Source organism: Mycobacterium hippophais, from assembly GCF_027529605.1.
GTDB lineage: Bacteria > Actinomycetota > Actinomycetes > Mycobacteriales > Mycobacteriaceae > Mycobacterium > Mycobacterium arseniciresistens.
In genome coordinates this window covers 249,441-270,581 of the sequence record NZ_JAPZPY010000002.1, presented here as the reverse complement: position 1 = coordinate 270,581, position 21,141 = coordinate 249,441, and the positions used below count along the sequence as shown (strand labels likewise).

Below are 21,141 nucleotides of genomic sequence, written 5' to 3'. Positions count from 1 at the left end.
GAACGTAGCGTGTGCTACCAACGGGACATGACTGCCGCCGCCGACACGACGCCCTTCGCCGACCTCGACGAGTACCTCGCGCTGCCGCGGGTGTCCGGCCTCGCGGTGTCCCCGGACGGGCGCCGGGTGGTGACCACCATCGCCGAACTCGACAAGAGCCGCACCGAATTCGTCTCTGCGATTTGGGAACTGGATCCGGCCGGCGAGCAGCCGGCGAGACGGCTGACCCACGGGGCCAAGGGGGAGTCGGCACCGGCGTTCACCGCAGGCGGCGATCTGCTGTTCGTGGCGGCGCGCCCGGCGCCCGGCGACGACAGCCCGCCCGCGCGTCTGTGGCGGTTGCCCGCGGCCGGCGGAGAGGCGGTCGAAGTGCTCGCGCCGGCAGGCGGGGTGGCCGGGGTCCGCACCGCCAGGGGAGCCGACACCACGATCGTCACCGTGCCGCTGCTGACCGCGGCCACCGACATCGGCGACGATGCGAGACTGCGGGCGCTCCGCAAGGACAACAAGGTGACCGCCGTGCTCCACACCGGGTACCCGGTCCGTCACTGGGACCACGACCTGGGACCGGATCACCCCCACCTGCTCGACGCCGCCGGCCCGCGCGATCTGACACCCGAACCCGATGCGGGGCTCAATGACTGCACCTTCGACGTGAGCGCCGACGGCCGGTTCGTCGTGACCACGTGGGACGTGCGCGGACCCGGCGCATCCGTGCGCCGCACGCTGGTGCGCGTCGACGTCGCGACGGGGGAGCGCACGCCGCTCGCCGAGGACGCCGGTGCGGACCTGGACCTGCCCGCCATCGCGCCGGACGGCTCCGCGGTGGCGTTCACCCGCGAGACGTACTCCACGCCGACGCAGGCGCCACGAATCACACTGTGTCTGCTGAGATTCGACGACACACAGTTCGTCGAGCTGACCGCCGATTGGGACCGGTGGCCCTCCTCGGTGACCTGGACCGCGGACTCCGCGGCGCTGATCATCACGGCCGACGACGCCGGACGCGGGCCGGTGTTCCGCGTCGATCCGGCGACCGGTGCCGTGGAGCGCGTCACCGGCGACGACCACACCTACACCGATGTGCGCACTGCGCCCGGCGGAGTGATCTACGCGCTGCGCAGTTCCTATGCCGCGCCGCCGCATCCGGTGCGCATCTCCGCCGACGGCACCATCACCGTCCTCGCCGCCGTCGACACGCCCCCGTTGCCCGGCACACTGACCGAGGTGACGGCCACCGCCGCCGACGGCGCAACCGTCCGGTCCTGGCTGACGTTGCCCGACACGACGCCCGACGCGGCGCCGGCGCCGCTGGTGCTGTGGGTGCACGGCGGCCCGCTCGGCAGTTGGAACACCTGGCACTGGCGGTGGAATCCGTGGCTGCTCGCCGCGCAGGGCTATGCGGTGTTGCTGCCGGATCCCGCGCTGTCCACCGGTTACGGCCAGGACTTCGTCCAACGGGGCTGGGGGGCATGGGGATCCGCCCCCTATACCGACCTGATGGCGGCCACCGACGCGGCATGCGCCCACCCGCGCGTCGACGGCACCAGGACCGCAGCCATGGGCGGATCCTTCGGCGGCTACATGGCGAACTGGATCGCCGGCCACACCGACCGGTTCGCCGCCGTGGTGACCCACGCCAGCCTGTGGGCGCTCGACCAGTTCGGCCCCACCACCGACGGCGCCTACTGGTGGGCGCGGGAGATGACCCCCGAGATGGCCGCCGCCAACTCCCCGCACCACCACGTCGCCGCCATCGGGACGCCGATGCTGGTCATTCACGGCGACAAGGACTACCGCGTGCCGATCGGGGAGGCGTTGCGGCTGTGGTACGAACTGCTCACCGAATCCGCACTGCCTGCCGACGAGCACGGCGACACCGCGCACCGGTTCCTGTACTTCCCCACGGAGAATCACTGGGTGCTCCACCCCGCCCACGCCAAACTCTGGTACCAGGTGGTGCTGGCATTCCTGGACCAGCACGTGCTCGGCCGGCACGTCGAGCGGCCGGAACTGCTCGGGTAGCGTCGGGCACATGAGCCAGGAACAGCGTCAATACGACATCGTCCTGTACGGGGCCACCGGCTTCGCCGGCCGGCTCACCGCCGAGTACCTGGCCCGGGCCGGCGGGGACGCGCGCATCGCGCTGGCCGGGCGATCGCAGGACAAGCTGCTCGCGGTCCGCGACTCGCTCGGCCCGAACGCCGCGGACTGGCCGCTGATCAGCGCGGACGCCTCGCAGCCGTCGACCCTCGACGCGATGGCCGCGCAGACCCGCGTGGTGATCACCACGGTCGGCCCGTACACCCGTTACGGCCTGCCCCTGGTCGCCGCCTGTGCCGCGGCGGGCACCGACTACGCCGACCTGACCGGTGAGACGATGTTCATCCGCGACAGCATCGACCACTACCACAAGCAGGCCGCCGACACCGGTGCGCGCATCGTGCATTCCTGCGGATTCGATTCCGTGCCATCCGATCTCACGGTGTACGCGTTGTACCGCAAGGCCGTCGAGGACGGTGCGGGCGACCTCGGCGACACCACGCTGGTGGTCCGCTCGTTCGCCGGCGGAGTGTCCGGGGGGACGCTCGCATCGATGACCGAGGTGATGCGCACGGCGGCCTCCGACCCCGATGCCCGGCGGCAGATGAACGACCCGTACACCCTGACTCCGGACCGCGCCGCCGAACCGGAACTCGGCGGCCAACCCGACCTGCGGTGGCGGCGCGGCGCCGAGATCGCCCCCGAGCTGGCCGGGTACTGGACCACGGCGTTCGTGATGGCGGCGGCCAACACCCGGATCGTGCGGCGCAGCAACGCCTTACTGGAGTACCCCTATGGCCGCCGGTTCGAGTACGGCGAGGTGATGAGCGTGGGCCGGTCGGTCGCCGCTCCCGCCGCCGCGGCGCTGGGCGCGGGCGTCAACGGCGCGGTGTTCGCGCTGGGCACGCGCTTCTTCGACAAGCTGCCCCGCAAGGCCGTGGAGCGCGTCCTGCCCAAGGCGGGCACCGGGCCGAGCGAGAAGGCCCGCGAGCAGGGCCACTACACGGTGGAGACTTACACCACGACCACCAGCGGCGCCCGCTACGTGAGCCGGATGTCCCAGCAGGGCGATCCCGGCTACAAGGCGACGTCGGTGCTGCTCGGCGAGTGCGGGCTGGCGCTGGCGTTCGACCGTGACAAGCTGTCCGACCTGCGGGGAGTGCTCACCCCGGCGGCGGCGATGGGCGACGCCCTGCTGGCCAGGTTCCCGGTGGCCGAGGTCTCGCTGGAGACGTCGCGGCTGGGCTGAGCCGGCCCGGCCGAACAGCCGTCGGACAAGATCAGGTCAACTAGGGTGACCACCATTGGCGCTTCAGCGACGAAGGTGGGAAACATGGCAGGCCTCGACGAACTCTTCGCACAGATCCCGGTTCAGGACATCGCCAGGCAACTCGGCGCCGATCAGGGTGAGGTGGACAACGCCATCCGCACACTGGTGCCCGCACTCGTGGGTGGCGTCCAGGAGAACGTGCAGGCGGACAGCATCGACTCCAGTGAGCTCGAGTCCGCGGTCCACCAGCAGGCCGCGAGCGGGCTGCTCGACGGTGGTGTCAGCGTCGACCAGGTCGACAAGAAGGACGGCGACAAGATCGTCGCGAACATCTTCGGCGGCAACGACAGCGGCGCGGTCGCCTCGGCGCTCGCAGGCAAGGGCGCCGGCGGCAGCGATCTGATCAAGCAACTCCTACCCATCCTCGCCCCGATCGTGCTCGCCTACATCGGCAAGCAGCTCTCCCAGAAGCAGTCCGCCCCCGCCGAGGCGCCGCAGCAGCAGTCCTCGGGCGGAGGGCTCGGCGACGTGCTGGGCAGCATCCTCGGCGGCTCCGGTGGCGGCGGCGGAAACAACCCGCTGGGCAGCATCCTGGGCAGCGTGCTCGGCGGCAACCAGGGCGGCGGCAACCAGGGCAACGTGATCGGCGAGATCCTCGGCGGCATGCTGGGCGGCAAGAAATAGGCGCACCACCGCCGCCCCCGAACTGGACCCCGGCGCCGGGTCAGTACGGGCCGAACCCGTACGGCGCACCGCCGTATGCACCGCAGGCCGCGCAGCAGTCGGTGATCAACCGCTTCCTGCGCCGGCCGCCCGGGTGGCTGCTCGCCGGCGCCGCACTGCTGTGCGCCGCCGCCTTCTGCTGGGCGAACAGTTCACTGGGGACGGCGTTCGGCACCGCGTTGCTGGCCCTCGGCGCCAGTTCGGTCGTGGTCGCCTGCTGGCTCTTCCGGACCGTCGCCAGTGCGATCACCGCCAGGCGCTTCTTCGTCCGAACCCTCGTCGTGCCGTTGATCTTCGGTGCCACCGCGGTCCTCATCGGTGTCGACGCGCCTGCGCGACTGCGCTTCGCCCAGGCGCGACCCGGCTTCGAGCACGCCGTCACCTCGATCGAGCGTGGCGCGGATCCCGCGCGGTTCGTCGGCCGGATCGGGACGTACCGCATCAGTCAGATCAGCACGTACGGCCGTGACGTGTACTTCACCATCCCGGGTGGGTTCCTCGGCACCAACGGACTGGCGTATCTGCCGGACGGGCCGTCCGGGCCCGAGCACCAGGGTGAGTTGAACAGCATTGAGACGCCGTTCACAGGCCCGTGGTACAAGTTCAGCCGCGCCTGGGACTGACCAGGACCCGTGGGGCCTCCGTGCACGTCGATCCCTAGAATTGACCGGTGACCGCCACCCCTGACGCCCGAGCCGACGCCCTGCCCAAACAGTGGGACCCGGCCGCGGTAGAGGACGAGCTGTACCGGGGATGGGTGGAAGCCGGCTACTTCCGGGCCGACCCGTCCAGTGGCAAGCCGCCGTACTCCATCGTGCTGCCGCCGCCGAACGTGACCGGCAGCCTGCACATGGGCCACGCCCTGGACCACACGTTGATGGACGCTCTGACCCGCCGCAAGCGGATGCAGGGCTACGAGGTGCTGTGGCTGCCCGGCATGGACCACGCCGGTATCGCCACCCAGACCGTGGTCGAGAAGCAACTGGCCGTCGACGGCAAGACGAAAGAGGACTTCGGCCGGGAACTGTTCATCGACAAGGTCTGGGACTGGAAGCGCGAATCGGGCGGCACGATCGGCGGCCAGATGCGCCGCCTCGGCGACGGGGTGGACTGGAGTCGCGACCGGTTCACCATGGACGACGGCCTGTCACGGGCGGTGCGCACCATCTTCAAACGGCTCTACGACGCCGGACTGATCTACCAGGCCGAGCGGCTGGTGAACTGGTCACCGGTGCTGCAGACCGCGATCAGCGACCTCGAGGTGAAGTACGAGGACGTCGAGGGCGAGCTGGTGTCGTTCCGCTACGGCTCCATGAACGACGACGAACCCCACATCGTGGTGGCCACAACCCGGATGGAGACGATGCTCGGCGACACCGCGATCGCCGTGCACCCCGACGACGACAGGTACCGCCATCTGGTGGGCCGGACCCTGCCGCACCCGTTCGTCGACCGCGAGCTGATCGTCGTCGCGGACGAGCACGTCGACCCCGAATTCGGCACCGGCGCCGTGAAGATCACCCCCGCGCACGATCCGAACGACTTCGAGATCGGACTGCGCCACCAGCTGCCGATGCCGACGATCATGGACACCACCGGCCGGATCGCCGACACCGGAACAGAATTCGACGGCATGGATCGCTTCGAGGCGCGGGTGCGGGTGCGCGAGGTGCTCGCCGCGCAGGGCCGCGTCATCGCCGAGAAGCGGCCGTACCTGCACAGCGTCGGACACTCCGAGCGCAGTGGCGAACCGATCGAACCGCGGTTGAGCCTGCAGTGGTGGGTGAAGGTGGAATCGCTGGCCAAGGCCGCCGGTGACGCCGTACGCAACGGCGACACCGTGATCCACCCGCCCAGCCTGGAGCCCCGGTGGTTCGCCTGGGTCGACAACATGCACGACTGGACCATCTCCCGGCAGCTGTGGTGGGGCCACCGGATCCCCATCTGGCACGGCCCCGACAGCCAGACGGTGTGCGTGGGCCCCGACGAGACCCCGCCGCAGGGCTGGGAACAGGACCCCGACGTCCTCGACACCTGGTTCTCCTCGGCGCTGTGGCCGTTCTCCACCCTCGGGTGGCCGGAGCGCACCGCCGAACTCGAGACGTTCTATCCGACCACCGTGCTGGTCACCGGCTACGACATCCTGTTCTTCTGGGTGGCCCGGATGATGATGTTCGGCACCTTCGTCGCCGACGATCCGGCGATCACCCTCGACGGGCAGCGGCGTGCGCAGGTGCCTTTCGAGAACGTGTTCCTGCACGGCCTGATCCGCGACGAGCACGGCCGCAAGATGAGCAAGTCGCGCGGCAACGGCATCGACCCCCTGGACTGGGTGGAGATGTTCGGCGCCGACGCGCTGCGATTCACCCTGGCCCGCGGCGCCAGCCCCGGCGGCGACCTGTCCATCGGTGAGGACCATGCCCGGGCGTCGCGCAACTTCGCCACCAAGCTGTTCAACGCCACCCGGTTCGCGCTGATGAACGGGGCCGCCCCGGCCCCGCTGCCCGATGCCGCCGCGCTGACCGACGCCGACCGCTGGATCCTCGGCCGACTCGAAGAGGTTCGGGCAGAGGTGGATTCAACGCTGGACAGCTACGAGTTCAGCAAAGCGTGTGAGTCGCTGTACCACTTCGCCTGGGACGAATTCTGCGACTGGTACGTGGAACTCGCGAAAGTGCAACTCGGCGAGGGTGTTTCACACACGACAGCGGTGCTCGCCGCGGTGCTCGACACCCTGCTCAAACTCCTGCACCCCGTGATGCCGTTCGTCACCGAGGTCCTGTGGAAGGCGCTCACCGACGGTGAGTCGCTGGTGATCGCGGACTGGCCGAAGCCCTCGGCATTCGCCCCCGATGCGGTTGCCGCGCAACGCGTCGCCGACATGCAGAGGCTCATCACCGAGGTGCGCCGGTTCCGCAGCGACCAGGGGCTCGGCGACCGCCAGCGGGTTCCCGCCCGGCTGTCCGGCGTCTCCACGGCCGGTCTCGACGCACAGGTGCCCGCGGTGCGGTCGCTGGCCTGGCTCACCGACGCCGAAGCGGGGTTCACCGCCTCGGCCGCCGTCGAGGTGCGGCTCTCCGGCGGCACGGTCGTCGTCGAGGTCGACACCTCCGGCACCGTCGACGTCGAAGCCGAACGCAAGCGGTTGCAGAAGGACCTGGCTGCCGCCGAGAAGGAGCTGACGCAGACCACGGGCAAGCTCGGTAATGACGCCTTCCTGTCGAAGGCGCCCGAAGCCGTGATCGAGAAGATCCGGTCCCGTCAGCAGCTGGCCCGCGAAGAGGTCGAGCGGATCTCGGGCCGTCTGGCTGCCCTGTGATGACGGTCGAGCCGACCCCCGACGAGATCGCCGCCCTGCTGCAGGTCGAGCACCTGCTCGACCAGCGCTGGCCGGAGACCAAGCTCGAGCCGAGCACGACGCGCATCAGCGCGCTGCTCGAACTGCTCGGTTCGCCACAGCGGGGATACCCGTCGATCCACATCGCAGGCACCAACGGCAAGACCTCGGTGGCCCGCATGGTCGACGCCCTGCTCACGGCCCTGCACCGCCGGACCGGACGCACCACCAGCCCGCACCTGCAGTCGGCGGTGGAGCGCATCTCGATCGACGGCGCACCGATCACACCGGCGCAGTACGTCGAGACGTACCGCGAGATCGAACCGTTCGTCGAGCTCGTCGACCAGCAGTCCGAGGCCGCCGGCGGCCCCAAGATGAGCAAGTTCGAGGTGCTCACCGCGATGGCGTTCGCGGCGTTCGCCGACGCGCCGATCGAGGTGGCCGTGGTGGAGGTCGGCATGGGCGGGCGCTGGGACGCCACCAACGTCGTCACCGCGCCCGTCGCCGTCATCACCCCGATCGGCCTCGACCATGCCGACTACCTCGGCGGAACCATCGCCGAGATCGCCGCCGAGAAGGCGGGCATCATCGTCCGGCAGGACCAGGACGACCTGGTGCCCATCGACACCGTCGCGGTGATCGCCCGCCAGGCGCCCGAGGCCATGGAGGTGCTGCTGGAGCAGACGGTGCGCGCCGACGCCGCGGTGGCCCGGGAGGATTCCGAGTTCGCGGTGCTGAGCCGCCAGGTGGCCGTCGGCGGGCAGCTGCTGGAGCTGCAGGGGCTGGGCGGGCGGTACTCCGACATCTTCCTCCCGCTGCACGGCGAACATCAGGCGCACAACGCGGTGCTCGCGCTGGCCGCGGTGGAGGCGTTCTTCGGGGCGGGGGCGTCGCGCCAGCTCGATGTCGACGCGGTGCGGGCCGGCTTCGCCGCGGTGTCCAGCCCCGGCCGGCTGGAGCGCATGCGCAACGCGCCGACGGTGTTCATCGACGCCGCGCACAACCCGGCCGGAGCGGCGGCGCTGACGTCGGCGCTGGACGACGAGTTCGACTTCCGGTTCCTGGTCGGCGTCGTGTCGGTGATGGCGGACAAGGACGTCGACGGCATCCTCGCGGCACTGGAGCCGGCGTTCGACCAGATCGTGGTGACGCACAACGGTTCTCCGCGTGCCCTCGAGGTCGACGCGCTGGAGCTGCTGGCCCAGGAGCGGTTCGGCCCCGACCGGGTGCTCACCGCCGCCACGCTGCCCGACGCGATCGAGGCGGCCACCGCGCTCGTCGAGGAGGCCGGTCAGGAGGGCGAGGGACTGTCCGGCGCGGGCATGGTGATCACCGGTTCGGTCGTGACCGCCGGCGCGGCCCGCACGCTCTTCGGACGGGACCCGCAATGAGCGAACAGCCCGTGCCGCAGGGTCCCGACCCGTGGCGCAGTTTTCGCGGCGTGATGGCAGGCACGCTGATCCTCGAGGCGATCGTGGTGCTGCTGGCATTGCCGGTCGTCGCCGTCGGTGAACCGGGCCTGACGCCGCCGAGCATCGGCTACCTCGTCGGCCTCGCGGTGCTGATGGTGCTGCTGGCGGGGCTGCAGGGACGGCCGTGGGCGATCTGGGCGAACCTGGGGCTGCAGGTCCCGGTGATCGCCGGTGCGGTGCTGCACGGCGCGATCGGATTCATCGGGGTGCTGTTCGCCGGGGTGTGGCTGCTGATCCTGTACCTGCGGGCCGAGGTGAAACGGCGCCAGGACCACGGATTGTTACCGGGCCAGCAGCCGCCCGCCGCCGGGCTGCAGGGACGCGACTCGGGCGATGACGTTCAGGAGTGACCGGTACGCTCTCATTCCGTGACTGAGCGGACCCTGGTACTCATCAAGCCCGACGGTGTGAAGCGTCGCCTGGTCGGAGAGATCCTGAGCAGGATCGAGCGCAAGGGGCTGACCATCGCGGCCCTCGAGCTGAAGACCGTGAGCGAGGAACTCGCGCGCAAGCACTACGCCGAACACGAGGGGAAGCCGTTCTTCCCGTCGCTGCTCGAGTTCATCACCTCCGGACCGGTGCTCGCCGCCGTCGTCGAGGGACCGCGCGCCGTTGCCGCCTTCCGCCAGATCGCCGGCGGAACCGACCCGGTGGAGAAGGCCGTGCCCGGCACCATCCGCGGCGACCTGGCCCTCGTCACCCAGGACAACCTGGTCCACGGCTCGGATTCGCCCGACTCCGCGGTGCGTGAGATCGAGCTCTGGTTCCCGGGCGGCTAGACCTGCCGAACCGCGAGTTTGCGGCGCTTGGTCGGTCGGGCGCCGATGGTGTGGGATACTGGTCTCGGGTGAGCGGCCTTCATCCGAGGCCGGCCCACCCGAATGAAGACTTCGACGAGCGCGACCACCGTCCCGAACGGTGTGGCGCAGACCGTCCAGCCGTCATTCAGCCAGGCACCGAGTAGGTCCTGACCTGGGGCCGCCCGGAGCGAGACCACAACAAGTCCGGAGAAGTGACCGCCGGGCACAAGAGCGCAAGCCCTCGCGTGGCCGCGTCGATACGACGCGCCCGGGGGCTCGAGGAGAATACGTGGCCGACAGTGACAACTTTGCAGCCCACACCGAAGAGCCTTCAGCGGCAGAGCCGGCACCACCGGCCCAGCCGCAGGACGGCCTGCCTGACCGGCTGAGGGTCCATTCGCTGGCCAGGGTGCTCGGCACCACCAGCAAGCGGGTGCTCGACGCGCTGGCGCAGTTCGACGGCCGCACCCGCAGCGCGCACTCCACCATCGACAAGAGCGACGCCGAACGCGTGCGCGATGCCCTGGCGTCGGCAGAGGGCGACGACGCCGCGGAAGCGCCTGTGACCGAGCAGCCGTCGGACCGGCCCGCCGAGGCGCCTTCCGAACCGGCCACCGAGGAGCCGGCCGAACCGGCCGCCGCCGAGGAACCGGAATCCCGGCTGATGCTGGAGACGGCTCCCACCCCCGCCGCCTACCTTCCGCTGTTCGTCGCGCCGCAGCCGGTCACGGCCGAGGCGCCGGACGACGATGATGACGACGACGACGAGGACGACGAGCCCGAGACGGCGTCGGACTCCGATGACGACCAGGCCGACCGGCCCGCCGCACGCAGGCGCAGGCGAGGACGCCGTGGCCGTGGCCGCGGCCGCGGCGAGCAGAACGACGACGCCGGTGACTCCGAGGGCGACGACCAGCCCGACAACAACGACGAGTCCGCCGATCAGGACAACGGGGACGACTCCGACGACGACAACGGCGACGACGACGGCCAGGACTCCGAAGGCGCCACCCGCCGCCGGCGCAGGCGTCGCCGCCGCAAGTCCGGCACCGGCGACGACGGTGAGTCGGGCTCTCCCGACGACCCGCCGAACACCGTCGTGCACGAACGGCCTCCGCGGGAGAAGTCGGCGAAGAACGCCAAGGACCCCGACGAGATCCAGGGCATCAGCGGGTCCACCCGGCTGGAAGCCAAGCGGCAGCGCCGCCGCGACGGTCGCGACGCGGGCCGTCGCCGGCCGCCGATCCTGTCCGAGGCGGAGTTCCTCGCGCGCCGCGAGGCCGTCGAACGCGTGATGGTGGTGCGCGACAAGGTCCGCAGCGAACCTCCTCACGAAGGCGCGCGCTACACCCAGATCGCCGTGCTCGAGGACGGCGTCGTCGTCGAGCACTTCGTCACGTCGGCGGCCCAGTCGTCGCTGGTCGGCAACATCTACCTCGGCATCGTGCAGAACGTGCTGCCCTCGATGGAGGCGGCGTTCGTCGACATCGGCCGTGGCCGCAACGGTGTGCTCTACGCCGGTGAGGTGAACTGGGAGGCCGCCGGACTCGGCGGCGCCCAGCGCAAGATCGAGCAGGCCCTCAAGCCCGGCGACTACGTCGTCGTTCAGGTCAGCAAGGACCCCGTCGGCCACAAGGGCGCACGGTTGACCACGCAGGTGTCGCTGGCCGGCCGCTACCTGGTGTACGTGCCGGGGGCGTCGTCCACGGGGATCAGCCGCAAGCTGCCCGACACCGAGCGTCAGCGGCTCAAAGAGATCCTGCGCGAGGTGGTGCCGTCGGACGCCGGCGTGATCATCCGCACCGCGTCGGAGGGCGTCAAGGAAGAGGACATCCGCTCCGACGTCAACCGGCTGCAGGAGCGCTGGAACCAGATCGAGGCGAAGTCCGCCGAGGTCATCCAGAAGAAGGCCGGCGCCGCGATGGCGCTCTACGAAGAGCCCGACGTGCTGGTCAAGGTGATCCGCGACCTGTTCAACGAGGACTTCTCCAGTCTCATCGTGTCCGGCGACGAGGCCTGGAAGACGATCGACAGTTATGTCAACGCCGTCGCCCCCGACCTGGTGCCGCGGCTGACGAAGTACGAGCCCGCCGGATCCGGGGACGGCGGGTCGGCCCCCGACGTGTTCGCCGTGCACCGCATCGACGAACAGCTCGCCAAGGCGATGGACCGCAAGGTGTGGCTGCCCTCGGGCGGCACCCTGGTGATCGACCGCACCGAGGCGATGACCGTGGTCGACGTCAACACCGGCAAGTTCACCGGATCCGGTGGCAACCTCGAGCAGACGGTCACCCGGAACAACCTGGAGGCCGCCGAGGAGATCGTGCGCCAGCTCCGGCTGCGCGACATCGGCGGCATCATCGTCATCGACTTCATCGACATGGTGCTGGAGAACAACCGCGATCTGGTGCTGCGGCGTCTCACCGAGGCGCTCGCCCGTGACCGCACCCGCCACCAGGTGTCGGAGGTGACTTCTCTCGGGCTGGTTCAGCTGACCCGGAAGAAGCTGGGCACCGGGCTGGTGGAGGCGTTCTCCACGGCGTGCCCGCACTGCGCCGGACGCGGGATCCTGCTGCACGGCGACCCGGTCGACTCCACGTCGTCGGGCGGCGGGCGCAAGTCCGACTCGGGCGGTGGCGGCGGCAGTGGAGCCGGCGGCGGTGGCGGCGGCAGGCGCGGCAAGCGTGGCAAGAAGGGCGCCAAGCCCGAAGAGGTCCCGGTCGCCAAGGTGCCGAGCCACCCGGCCGGCGAGCACCCGATGTTCAAGGCGATGGCGGCGGCGAACGGCAGGCCCGAGGACGATGACTCTGACGACGGTGAGGACGACGAGACCACCGCCGGCCGCGAGCGCGGGGACGACGAGAAGCTGCACGAGGCCGTCGGCGAGGAACTGGCCGACGAGGACTTCGAAGACTCGGACGACGAAGACTCCGACGACGAGGATTCTGACGACGACGACTCCGATGACGAGGACTCGGATGACGAGGACTCGGACGAGGTCGAACTCGACGCCGATGAAGAGGACGAGGACGAGATCGACGACGACATCGTCGTCATCTCCGACGACGACTCGGATGATGACGACGACTCGGATGACGACGACTCGGATGACGACGACTCGGATGACGATGACGACTCGGATGACGACGACGATGACGACGACTCGGACGACGACGACGAGGACTCCGACGACGAGGAAGACGTCGAGCCCGAGGTGATCGCCGTCTCGAGCCGGCGTCCGCGGCGACGTGCCGCGGCCCGGCCGGCGGGCCCGCCGGCAGGCGACTGAGTGTGAGACCGCTGGCGGTTTGACCCTCTACCCGCTGGTCACGTACCCTTGACCAGTTGTCACCAGGCTGCACGTAATCCGGGCCGGTGGCAGCGGGAACAGATGTTCAAGCATCTGAAGCCCGCACCCCAAGACCCGCGCTCGCGCCCCCCGGGTAGCGCGCGCCCGCGATACGAAGAGGTAGACCATCGATGGCGAGCTACGCAATCGTCAAGACCGGCGGCAAGCAGTACAAGGTCGCCGTCGGTGACATCGTGAAGGTCGAGAAGCTCGACGCCGACGCGGGCGCCTCGGTCTCGCTGCCCGTCGCACTCGTCGTGGACGGCGCGAACGTCACCAGCGCCGCCAAGGAGCTGGAGAAGGTCGCGGTCACCGGCGAGGTGCTCGAGCACACCAAGGGTCCCAAGATCCGTATCCACAAGTTCAAGAACAAGACCGGCTACCACAAGCGCCAGGGGCACCGTCAGCAGCTGACCGTGCTCAAGGTCACCGGAATCAAGTAGGGGAGCGAACGGACATGGCACACAAGAAGGGCGCTTCCAGCTCGCGCAACGGTCGCGACTCCAACGCCCAGCGGCTGGGTGTTAAGCGGTTCGGCGGCCAGGTCGTCAAGGCCGGCGAGATCATCGTGCGGCAGCGCGGCACCCACTTTCATCCCGGCGTGAACGTCGGCCGCGGCGGCGACGACACGCTGTTCGCCACCGCACCCGGCGCCGTCGAGTTCGGCATCAGGCGCGGGCGCAAGCTCGTCAACATCGTCCCGGTCGCCCGCCCGGAGGCTTAAGCTTCGCGACGGTGACGCTGCGGGGGACTCGCGAGCGCTTTTCCGCCCCGGCGTTACTTTCGGAGGAGTACTGCAATGCCCCGCTTCGTCGACCGCGTCGTGATTCACGCGACCGCGGGCAACGGCGGTCACGGCTGCGCCTCGGTGCACCGCGAGAAGTTCAAACCTCTCGGTGGTCCCGACGGCGGCAACGGCGGCCGTGGCGGCAGCATCGTGCTGGTCGTCGATCCGCAGGTGCACACTCTGCTGGACTTCCACTTCCATCCGCATGTCGTCGCGCCGTCCGGCAAGCAGGGCGCCGGCAGCAATCGCGACGGCGCCGCGGGCGCTGACCTCGAGGTGCGGGTGCCCGACGGCACGGTGGTGCTCGACGACCAGGGCCGCGTCCTCGCCGACCTGGTGGGTGCGGGCACGCGATTCGAAGCGGCCGCCGGTGGACGCGGTGGCCTTGGCAATGCGGCGCTGGCGTCACGGGCCCGCAGGGCGCCCGGCTTCGCGCTGCTCGGGGAGAAGGGTCAGGTCCGCGACCTCACCCTGGAACTCAAGACCGTCGCCGACGTCGGTTTGGTCGGCTTCCCCTCGGCGGGCAAGTCATCGCTGGTGTCGGTGATCTCGGCGGCCAAGCCCAAGATCGCCGACTATCCGTTCACCACGCTGGTTCCGAACCTGGGCGTGGTGTCGGCTGGAGACAACACGTTCACCGTCGCCGATGTGCCCGGGCTGATCCCCGGTGCGTCCGAGGGCCGTGGCCTCGGCCTGGAGTTCCTGCGACACATCGAGCGGTGCGCCGTCCTCGTCCACGTCGTCGACTGCGCGACGCTGGAACCGGGCCGGGACCCGGTGTCCGACATCGAGGCGCTGGAAGCCGAATTGGCCGCCTACACCCCGACGCTGCAGGGTGACACGGCGCTGGGCGACCTCACCGAACGGCCACGTGCAGTGGTGCTCAACAAGATCGACGTGCCCGACGCGCGCGAACTTGCCGACTTCGTCCGCGACGAAGTGGTCCGCCGCTTCGGGTGGCCGGTGTTCGAGATCTCGACTGTGAGCCGGGACGGTTTGCGGCCGTTGACCTTCGCGCTGTGGGAGCTGGTCAGCGCCTACCGGGAGGCGCAGCCACCGGTGGTGCCGAGGCGCCCCGTCATCCGTCCGGTCCCGGTGAACGACAGCGGGTTCACCGTGGAATCGGACGGCCAGGGAGGATTCGTGGTGCGCGGCGCGCGACCCGAACGCTGGATCGGCCAGACCGACTTCGAGAACGCCGAGGCGGTCGGGTACCTCGGAGACCGGCTCAACCGGCTCGGGGTCGAGGACGAACTGCTCAAGCTCGGTGCGAAGCCGGGATGCGCGGTCACGATCGGCGACATGACCTTCGACTGGGAGCCGCAGACCCCGGCCGGTGTCGACATGCCGTTGTCCGGCCGTGGCACCGACATCCGCCTCGAGCAGACCGACCGCGTCCGGGCCGCCGAGCGCAAGGTCGCCAGGCGGGAGCGCCGCCGCTCCGGCGGTGACGAGTGACCCCGGACGGGGTCGGCTCCGCACGCTCCATGCACCGCGAGGCCGTCCGCACCGCACGCAGCATCGTCGTCAAGATCGGCACCACCGCGCTGACCACTCCGGCCGGGGTGTTCGACGCCGGCCGGCTGGCGACGCTGGCCGACGCGATCGAGTCCCGGATGAAGGCGGGCTCCGACGTGGTGATCGTGTCCTCCGGTGCGATCGCCGCCGGCATCGAACCGCTGCGGCTGTCCCGCCGGCCCGCCGATCTGGCGACCAAACAGGCCGCCGCGAGTGTCGGACAGGTCGCCCTGATCAACTCGTGGAGCGCGGCGTTCGCCCGCTACCAGCGCACCGTCGGGCAGGTCCTGCTGACCGCGCACGACATCTCGATGCGGGTTCAGCACACCAACGCCCAGCGCACTCTCGACCGGTTGCGGGCACTGCACGCGGTGGCGATCGTCAACGAGAACGACACCGTGGCCACCAACGAGATCCGGTTCGGCGACAACGACCGGCTCTCGGCGCTGGTGGCGCATCTGGTCGGCGCCGATGCGCTGGTGCTGCTGTCGGATGTGGACGGCCTGTACGACTCCGATCCGCGAAAAGGCAACGCGCAGTTCATCGCCGAGGTGGCGCGTCCCGACGATCTGGACGGCGTGGTCGCCGGCCGCGGCAGTCACCTCGGCACCGGCGGCATGGCCTCGAAGCTGTCGTCGGCGTTGCTCGCCGCCGACGCGGGGGTGCCGGTGCTGCTCGCCGCCGCCGCCGACGCGTCCGCTGCGCTGGCCGACGCCTCGGTGGGAACCGTGTTCGCCCCACGCGCCGAACGCATGTCGGCGCGACGGTTCTGGGTGCGCTACGCCGCGGAGGCCGCCGGCGCGCTGACCCTCGACGACGGCGCCGTGCGCGCCGTTGTCGGCCAACGGCGTTCACTGCTGTCCGCAGGCATCACCGCGGTGTCGGGCCGGTTCTACGGCGGCGACGTCGTCGAACTGCGGGCACAGGACGCGACGATGGTGGCCCGCGGGGTGGTGGCCTACGACCACTCGGAACTGGCGACGATGCTCGGCCGCTCCACCTCCGACCTGCCCGCCGAGATGCGCAGGCCCGCCGTGCACGCCGACGACCTGGTCGCCGTCTAGCGGTTCGTCAGGCGTCCCACGAACCGCTTGATCCGGGAGGCCCGCTCCTCGGCCTCCTCGAGGGGGTCGTCGTCGGACGGCCGGACCCGGATGCCCTTCGCCTCGGCGGTCGCGGTGAGCGACGACCGCACGGCGCCGTCGGCGAGCAGCAGCGTGGCCAGAATGCCCGGCGAGAGGGTGCGGCGCCGCACCAGCCCCTGATAGTTGACTTCGGCGGGGATCTTCACGTCCAGCTTGCGCAGCGCATCACCGGTGGCGGCGACGATCGCCGTCAGCGCGGCATCCGAGGCGACGCCGACCACCAGGCTGCGGCCCGGGAAGCGGGGCAGCGGCAGCTTGTTCAGCTGCTTGTCGAGGGCGCCGGAGAACAGGTAGCCGAACAGGCTGACCGTCTCGATGTCGGCGACGTCGGCCCACTCGACGTCATCCCCGTCGAATTCGACGGCGTCGGCACTGATGGCGACCCCGCCGAAGTGGTTGAGCAGGCGCAGCGGCTTAGCGAGCAGATCGGGGGGCCGCAGCACGGCGGCCAGGGTGTCGCCGACACCGGCGGCCCACCTCCCGTCTGCGGGGCCTGGGTCGGGACGCCAGCGGTCCAGCACGGAAGTCACCCGGGCAGTCAAGCGGAGGCGGACAGCGCAGGCAACTCGTCGGCCAGCAGCGCCAGCATCGGCGAGCAACCGTTGTCGAGCTTCACCGTCGCCAGGTCGTCGCCCCGGGTGGGCCCTCGGTTGAGGATCGCGACCGGCATGCCGCGCGCCGCGGCGTGCCGGACGAACCGGTATCCGGAGAAGACGGTCAGCGACGATCCCGCCACCAGCAGCACGTCGGCCGCGTCGACCAACGCGTATGCCCGGTCCACCCGCTCCTTGGGCACGCTCTCGCCGAAGTACACGATGTCGGGTTTGAGCATGCCGCCGCAGCGCTGACAGTCGATGATGCGGAACGACGACGTGTCGCCGACGACGGCGTCCGCATCGGGGGCGACGGCGATCCCGCCGACCGCCTCCGCCAGCTCGAGGAAGCCCGGGTTGGCCGCCTCCAGCAGGTCGGCCAGCGCCGCCCGGGACATGGTGTGCCCGCAGTCCAGGCAGATCACCTGCGCGTAGGTGCCGTGCAGGTCGATGACGTGCCTGCTGCCCGCCTTGGTGTGCAGCAGGTCGACGTTCTGGGTGATCAGTCCGCTGACCACGCCGGCGCGCTCCAGCGCGGCCAGCGCGCGGTGGCCGGCATTCGGCAGCGTCGCGGCCATGTGCCGCCAGCCCACGTGGTTGCGGGCCCAGTAGCGCTGCCGGAACACCGGGTCGCCGGTGAACTGGCGGATCGTCATCGGATTGCTCGGCGGCGAGTCCGGGCCGCGGTAGTCCGGGATGCCGGAGTCGGTGGACATCCCCGCGCCGGTGAGCACCGCGACGCGCCGACCCCGCAGCAGGGCGACGAGTTCGGGCGATTCCACGTCCACCAGAGTAGGGGCAGGCCCGACAACGGCCCCGGAACCGCAGCTCCGGGGCCGTTTCCGACAGGTGCTACTCGCTGTGAGAGGTGACGGTCACGTCACCGTCGACGGCCTGCACCTCGACCTGCTTGCCGGTGTGCTCGTCGCCGTCTACCGGCACCGCGATGCTCAGCACGCCCCGACCGTAGGTCGCGGTGATGGCGTCCTCGTCGGCGCCGACGGGCAGCGGGACGGTCCGGGTGAACGCCCCGTAGCGGAACTCGGAGCGGCCGTTGCTCGCGATCTTCTCGGCCCTGGTGGCCCTGACGGTCAGCTGACCGTCGCGCACCGTGACGCCGATCTCGGCGGGGTCCACCCCGGGCAGCTCGGCGCGCACCTCGTAGCGGCCGTCGAGCACCTCGTCCTCGATACGGATCAGGTGGCTGTCGGAGAACGGCCGAAGGCCGGCCATGGTCGGATAGTTCGGGAACGCCGGGAAGCCGGAGAACAGCTGCGACAGGTCGGACAGTTCAGGCAGGAAGGTGCGCGACGGGCGCTGCACCGCGAGCTTGGTCATGGTTCCTCCAGCAGTGGTCGGGTGGTGTGGCATCGACCCTGCGCGGCCGAGGCGAAATCGGCGGATCGGGCGTGGTGCGAGCTGACGAACTGCCGGCCAACACGAACCGAATCGCGTTCGCGGTCAGCCGATTCGACCGGTCACCCCAGGCACTCGGCGGCCGGGACGATCTCGGCGCTCATGTTCTCCTTCATCATCGTCAGCGCCGCGTCGCTGAGTTCGGGGTCGATGTGCGCCACCGCGTCGGGCGGGACGACGACGGGGAAGTGCCGGACGTAGGCGTCGAGGGCGGTGTAGAGGATGCACTGCTCGGTGACCTGGCCGGTGAGGATCAGCCGCTCGGGCGAGAGTTGGCCGAGCAGGTAGGCCAGCGGGGTCGCATAGAACGCGCTGTGGCGCACCTTCGTCATCAGCCGGCACTTCTCCGGCGGGGCGATCGGCTCGACCAGGTCCTTGCGGTCACCCTCGAGCGCCGAGCGCACGATGTCGCTGAATTCGGCGGTGAAGTCGCCGTAGTTGTCGTTGACGTAGATCAGTTCCACGTCGTCGCGCTCGCGTGCGCCGGCGATCAGCCCGGCCAGGGGATCGATGATCTTCTCGACGTTCGGCGCCAGCTTCTCGGCATCGGGATGTTGGTAGGTGTTCATCATGTCGATGACCAGCAGGACGGTTCCACTCATGTGTGCTGCATACCCCGCGAAGTTTCCGGGCAACAATGAGGCATGGATTTCTATTCGGCCTACCGTCACGGCTTCGTGCGCGTCGCCGCCTGCACCCATCACACCGCGCTCGCGGACCCGGTGAAGAACGCGGAATCGGTGCTCGGGTTGGCGCGCGAATGCCACGACGACGGCGTCGGGCTGGCCGTGTTCCCGGAGTTGACGCTGTCCGGTTACTCCATCGAGGACATCGTCCTGCAGGACGCGCTGCTGGAGAGCGTCGAGGCCGCGCTGCGCGACGTGGTGGCACAGTCGGCGGATCTGCTGCCGGTGCTGGTGGTCGGGGCGCCGCTGCGGCATCGCAATCGCGTCTACAACACCGCCGTGGTGATCCACCGCGGCCGGGTGCTCGGGGTGGTGCCCAAGTCGTACCTGCCGACCTACCGGGAGTTCTACGAGAAGCGCCAGATCGGCGCCGGAGACGACGAACGCGGCGAGATCCGCCTCGGCGGCGAATGGGTGCCGTTCGGTCCGGACCTGCTGTTCGCCGCCACCGACGTGCCGCACTTCGTGCTGCACGTGGAGATCTGCGAGGACATGTTCGTCCCGGTGCCGCCGCACGCGGAGGCCGCACTGGCCGGCGCAACTGTGCTGGCCAACCTGTCCGGCAGCCCGATCACCATCGGGCGGTCCGAGGACCGCTGCCTGCTGGCACGTTCGGCGTCGTCGAGGTGCCTGGCGGCCTACGTCTACGCCGCGGCCGGCGAGGGCGAGTCGACCACCGACCTGGCCTGGGACGGGCAGACGATGATCTGGGAGAACGGGGTGTGCCTGGCGCAGTCCGAGCGGTTCCCCAAGGGGGAGCGCCGGTCGGTCGCCGACGTCGACCTGCAGCTGCTGCGCAACGACCGGCTGCGGATGGGGACGTTCGACGACAACCGCCGCCACCACGGCATCGACGACGACGCGTTCCGGCGGATCGAGTTCACCCTCGACCCGCCGACCGGCGACATCGGCCTGCGCCGCGAGGTGGAGCGCTTCCCCTTCGTGCCCGTTGATCCCGCCCGCCTCGAGCAGGACTGCTACGAGGCCTACAACATCCAGGTGTCCGGCCTGGAACAACGGCTTCGCGCACTGGACTACCCGAAGATCGTGCTGGGACTGTCCGGCGGCCTGGACTCCACCCATGCGCTGATCGTCGCCGCCCGCGCGATGGACCGGGAAGAGCGCCCCCGCAGCGACATCCTGGCGTTCACCCTGCCCGGCTTCGCCACCGGCGACCGGACGAAGAACAACGCGGTCCGCCTCGCCGAGTCGCTCGGGGTGACGTTCGAGACCATCGACATCAAGTCGACCGCCGAACTGATGCTCAAGGAGATGGACCACCCGTTCAGCCGCGGCGAGAAGGTCTACGACGTCACCTTCGAGAATGTGCAGGCCGGTCTGCGGACCGATTACCTGTTCCGGCTGGCCAACCAGCGCGGCGGCATCGTGCTCGGCACCGGTGACCTCTCGGAGCTCGCGCTGGGCTGGTCCACCTACGGTGTCGGCGACCAGATGTCGCACTACAACGTCAACGGCGGGGTGCCCAAGACCCTGATCCAGCACCTGATCCGGTGGGTCATCGCGTCGAACCAGTTCGAGGACGAGGTCAACGAGGTGCTGCAGTCGGTGCTCGACACCGAGATCAGCCCGGAACTGGTGCCCGCCGGTGAGGACGAGGAGATCCAGAGCAGCGAGGGCAAGGTCGGACCCTATGTGCTGCAGGACTTCTCGCTGTTCCAGGTGTTGCGCTACGGATTCCGTCCTTCGAAGGTCGCGTTCCTGGCCTGGCACGCGTGGAGCGACGCCGAGCGCGGTGACTGGCCGTTCGGGGTTCCGGAGAGCAAGCGGCCGTCGTACTCGATCGAGGAGATCCGGCACTGGCTGCAGGTGTTCGCCCAGCGGTTCTACTCGTTCAGCCAGTTCAAGCGCTCGGCGCTGCCGAACGGCCCCAAGGTGTCGGCGGGCGGCTCGCTGTCGCCGCGCGGTGACTGGCGGGCGCCGTCGGACATGTCGGCGCGCACCTGGCTCGACGAGATCGAACGCGAGGTCCCGGAACGCTGAG

Annotated in this window: 18 protein-coding genes; 14 read left to right on the top strand and 4 right to left on the bottom strand. The window is 70.0% G+C overall.

What is annotated here, in order from left to right; genetic code table 11:
• The first annotated feature begins 27 nt into the window (after positions 1 to 27).
• The 13 genes from O6P37_RS06910 to proB all read left to right on the top strand — a co-directional run bounded on the left by O6P37_RS06910 (position 28) and on the right by proB (position 16,363).
• Complete coding sequence (locus tag O6P37_RS06910) at positions 28 to 2,025, top strand: S9 family peptidase (RefSeq protein WP_269893364.1); 1,998 nt, start codon at positions 28 to 30, stop codon at positions 2,023 to 2,025.
• Between the two features lie 10 nt (positions 2,026 to 2,035).
• A complete protein-coding gene (locus O6P37_RS06905; RefSeq protein WP_269893363.1) occupies positions 2,036 to 3,292 on the top strand; it encodes a saccharopine dehydrogenase family protein in 1,257 nt (418 codons plus the stop codon).
• Between the two features lie 84 nt (positions 3,293 to 3,376).
• Positions 3,377 to 3,997, top strand: coding sequence for a DUF937 domain-containing protein (locus O6P37_RS06900; protein WP_269893362.1), 621 nt, complete (start codon positions 3,377 to 3,379; stop codon positions 3,995 to 3,997).
• A 101-nt stretch (positions 3,998 to 4,098) separates the two neighbouring features.
• The gene (locus O6P37_RS06895) at positions 4,099 to 4,659 is read left to right on the top strand and encodes a hypothetical protein (RefSeq protein ID WP_269893361.1); all 561 of its coding nucleotides are present in this window, start codon (positions 4,099 to 4,101) and stop codon (positions 4,657 to 4,659) included.
• Between the two features lie 47 nt (positions 4,660 to 4,706).
• Positions 4,707 to 7,355, top strand: a complete 2,649-nt coding sequence (locus tag O6P37_RS06890; protein WP_269893360.1) for a valine--tRNA ligase — start codon at positions 4,707 to 4,709, stop codon at positions 7,353 to 7,355.
• Positions 7,355 to 8,764 carry a bifunctional tetrahydrofolate synthase/dihydrofolate synthase gene (gene folC, locus O6P37_RS06885; RefSeq protein WP_269893359.1) on the top strand — a complete coding sequence of 470 codons (1,410 nt, stop codon included), beginning with the start codon at positions 7,355 to 7,357 and terminating at the stop codon, positions 8,762 to 8,764. Before O6P37_RS06890 ends, folC begins: the two co-directional genes overlap by 1 nt.
• Entirely contained in the window at positions 8,761 to 9,195 is a 435-nt protein-coding gene (locus tag O6P37_RS06880) for a DUF4233 domain-containing protein (protein WP_269893358.1), read from the top strand. The genes folC and O6P37_RS06880 overlap by 4 nt, the downstream gene beginning before the upstream one ends.
• A gap of 18 nt (positions 9,196 to 9,213) precedes the next feature.
• On the top strand, positions 9,214 to 9,624 hold the full coding sequence (gene ndk, locus O6P37_RS06875; RefSeq protein WP_269893357.1) for a nucleoside-diphosphate kinase: 411 nt from the start codon (positions 9,214 to 9,216) through the stop codon (positions 9,622 to 9,624).
• 310 nt (positions 9,625 to 9,934) lie between these two features.
• The gene (locus O6P37_RS06870; protein ID WP_408633123.1) at positions 9,935 to 12,934 is read left to right on the top strand and encodes an Rne/Rng family ribonuclease; all 3,000 of its coding nucleotides are present in this window, start codon (positions 9,935 to 9,937) and stop codon (positions 12,932 to 12,934) included.
• Positions 12,935 to 13,125: 191 nt separating this feature from the next.
• Positions 13,126 to 13,437 (top strand): 50S ribosomal protein L21, encoded by a 312-nt coding sequence (rplU, locus tag O6P37_RS06865; RefSeq protein ID WP_264015394.1) that lies wholly within the window; start codon positions 13,126 to 13,128, stop codon positions 13,435 to 13,437.
• Between the two features lie 14 nt (positions 13,438 to 13,451).
• A complete protein-coding gene (gene rpmA, locus O6P37_RS06860) occupies positions 13,452 to 13,718 on the top strand; it encodes a 50S ribosomal protein L27 (protein WP_269893356.1) in 267 nt (88 codons plus the stop codon).
• Positions 13,719 to 13,793: 75 nt separating this feature from the next.
• A complete protein-coding gene (obgE, locus tag O6P37_RS06855; RefSeq protein WP_269893355.1) occupies positions 13,794 to 15,239 on the top strand; it encodes a GTPase ObgE in 1,446 nt (481 codons plus the stop codon).
• Between the two features lie 29 nt (positions 15,240 to 15,268).
• Positions 15,269 to 16,363: a glutamate 5-kinase gene (proB, locus tag O6P37_RS06850; RefSeq protein WP_269893649.1), complete on the top strand. Its 1,095-nt coding sequence runs from the start codon at positions 15,269 to 15,271 to the stop codon at positions 16,361 to 16,363.
• On the opposite strand, the gene O6P37_RS06845 is transcribed toward proB, so the two are convergent.
• The 4 genes from O6P37_RS06845 to O6P37_RS06830 all read right to left on the bottom strand — a co-directional run bounded on the left by O6P37_RS06845 (position 16,360) and on the right by O6P37_RS06830 (position 19,055).
• Positions 16,360 to 16,974: a hypothetical protein gene (locus O6P37_RS06845; protein ID WP_269893354.1), complete on the bottom strand. Its 615-nt coding sequence runs from the start codon at positions 16,972 to 16,974 to the stop codon at positions 16,360 to 16,362. The two genes, proB and O6P37_RS06845, sit on opposite strands and share 4 nt — an antisense overlap.
• A gap of 8 nt (positions 16,975 to 16,982) precedes the next feature.
• On the bottom strand, positions 16,983 to 17,819 hold the full coding sequence (locus tag O6P37_RS06840) for an NAD-dependent protein deacetylase (RefSeq protein ID WP_269893353.1): 837 nt from the start codon (positions 17,817 to 17,819) through the stop codon (positions 16,983 to 16,985).
• A 70-nt stretch (positions 17,820 to 17,889) separates the two neighbouring features.
• Positions 17,890 to 18,375 (bottom strand): Hsp20/alpha crystallin family protein, encoded by a 486-nt coding sequence (locus tag O6P37_RS06835; protein WP_269893352.1) that lies wholly within the window; start codon positions 18,373 to 18,375, stop codon positions 17,890 to 17,892.
• 140 nt (positions 18,376 to 18,515) lie between these two features.
• Positions 18,516 to 19,055 (bottom strand): isochorismatase family cysteine hydrolase, encoded by a 540-nt coding sequence (locus O6P37_RS06830; RefSeq protein ID WP_269893351.1) that lies wholly within the window; start codon positions 19,053 to 19,055, stop codon positions 18,516 to 18,518.
• Between the two features lie 42 nt (positions 19,056 to 19,097).
• Here O6P37_RS06830 and O6P37_RS06825 point away from each other — a divergent pair, with 42 nt between their 5' ends.
• Positions 19,098 to 21,140 (top strand): NAD(+) synthase, encoded by a 2,043-nt coding sequence (locus O6P37_RS06825; RefSeq protein WP_269893350.1) that lies wholly within the window; start codon positions 19,098 to 19,100, stop codon positions 21,138 to 21,140.
• The last annotated feature ends 1 nt before the right edge of the window (position 21,141 follow it).

Excerpts from the sequence above, each read along its gene's own strand:
- O6P37_RS06910 (WP_269893364.1), top strand. The coding sequence starts at position 28 with ATGACTGCCGCCGCCGACACGACGCCCTTCGCCGACCTCGACGAGTAC.
- O6P37_RS06905 (WP_269893363.1), top strand. The coding sequence starts at position 2,036 with ATGAGCCAGGAACAGCGTCAATACGACATCGTCCTGTACGGGGCCACC.
- O6P37_RS06900 (WP_269893362.1), top strand. The coding sequence starts at position 3,377 with ATGGCAGGCCTCGACGAACTCTTCGCACAGATCCCGGTTCAGGACATC.
- folC (WP_269893359.1), top strand. The coding sequence starts at position 7,355 with ATGACGGTCGAGCCGACCCCCGACGAGATCGCCGCCCTGCTGCAGGTC.
- O6P37_RS06880 (WP_269893358.1), top strand. The coding sequence starts at position 8,761 with ATGAGCGAACAGCCCGTGCCGCAGGGTCCCGACCCGTGGCGCAGTTTT.
- rplU (WP_264015394.1), top strand. The coding sequence starts at position 13,126 with ATGGCGAGCTACGCAATCGTCAAGACCGGCGGCAAGCAGTACAAGGTC.
- rpmA (WP_269893356.1), top strand. The coding sequence starts at position 13,452 with ATGGCACACAAGAAGGGCGCTTCCAGCTCGCGCAACGGTCGCGACTCC.
- obgE (WP_269893355.1), top strand. The coding sequence starts at position 13,794 with ATGCCCCGCTTCGTCGACCGCGTCGTGATTCACGCGACCGCGGGCAAC.
- proB (WP_269893649.1), top strand. The coding sequence starts at position 15,269 with ATGCACCGCGAGGCCGTCCGCACCGCACGCAGCATCGTCGTCAAGATC.
- O6P37_RS06835 (WP_269893352.1), bottom strand. The coding sequence starts at position 18,375 with ATGACCAAGCTCGCGGTGCAGCGCCCGTCGCGCACCTTCCTGCCTGAA.
- O6P37_RS06830 (WP_269893351.1), bottom strand. The coding sequence starts at position 19,055 with ATGAGTGGAACCGTCCTGCTGGTCATCGACATGATGAACACCTACCAA.
- O6P37_RS06825 (WP_269893350.1), top strand. The coding sequence starts at position 19,098 with ATGGATTTCTATTCGGCCTACCGTCACGGCTTCGTGCGCGTCGCCGCC.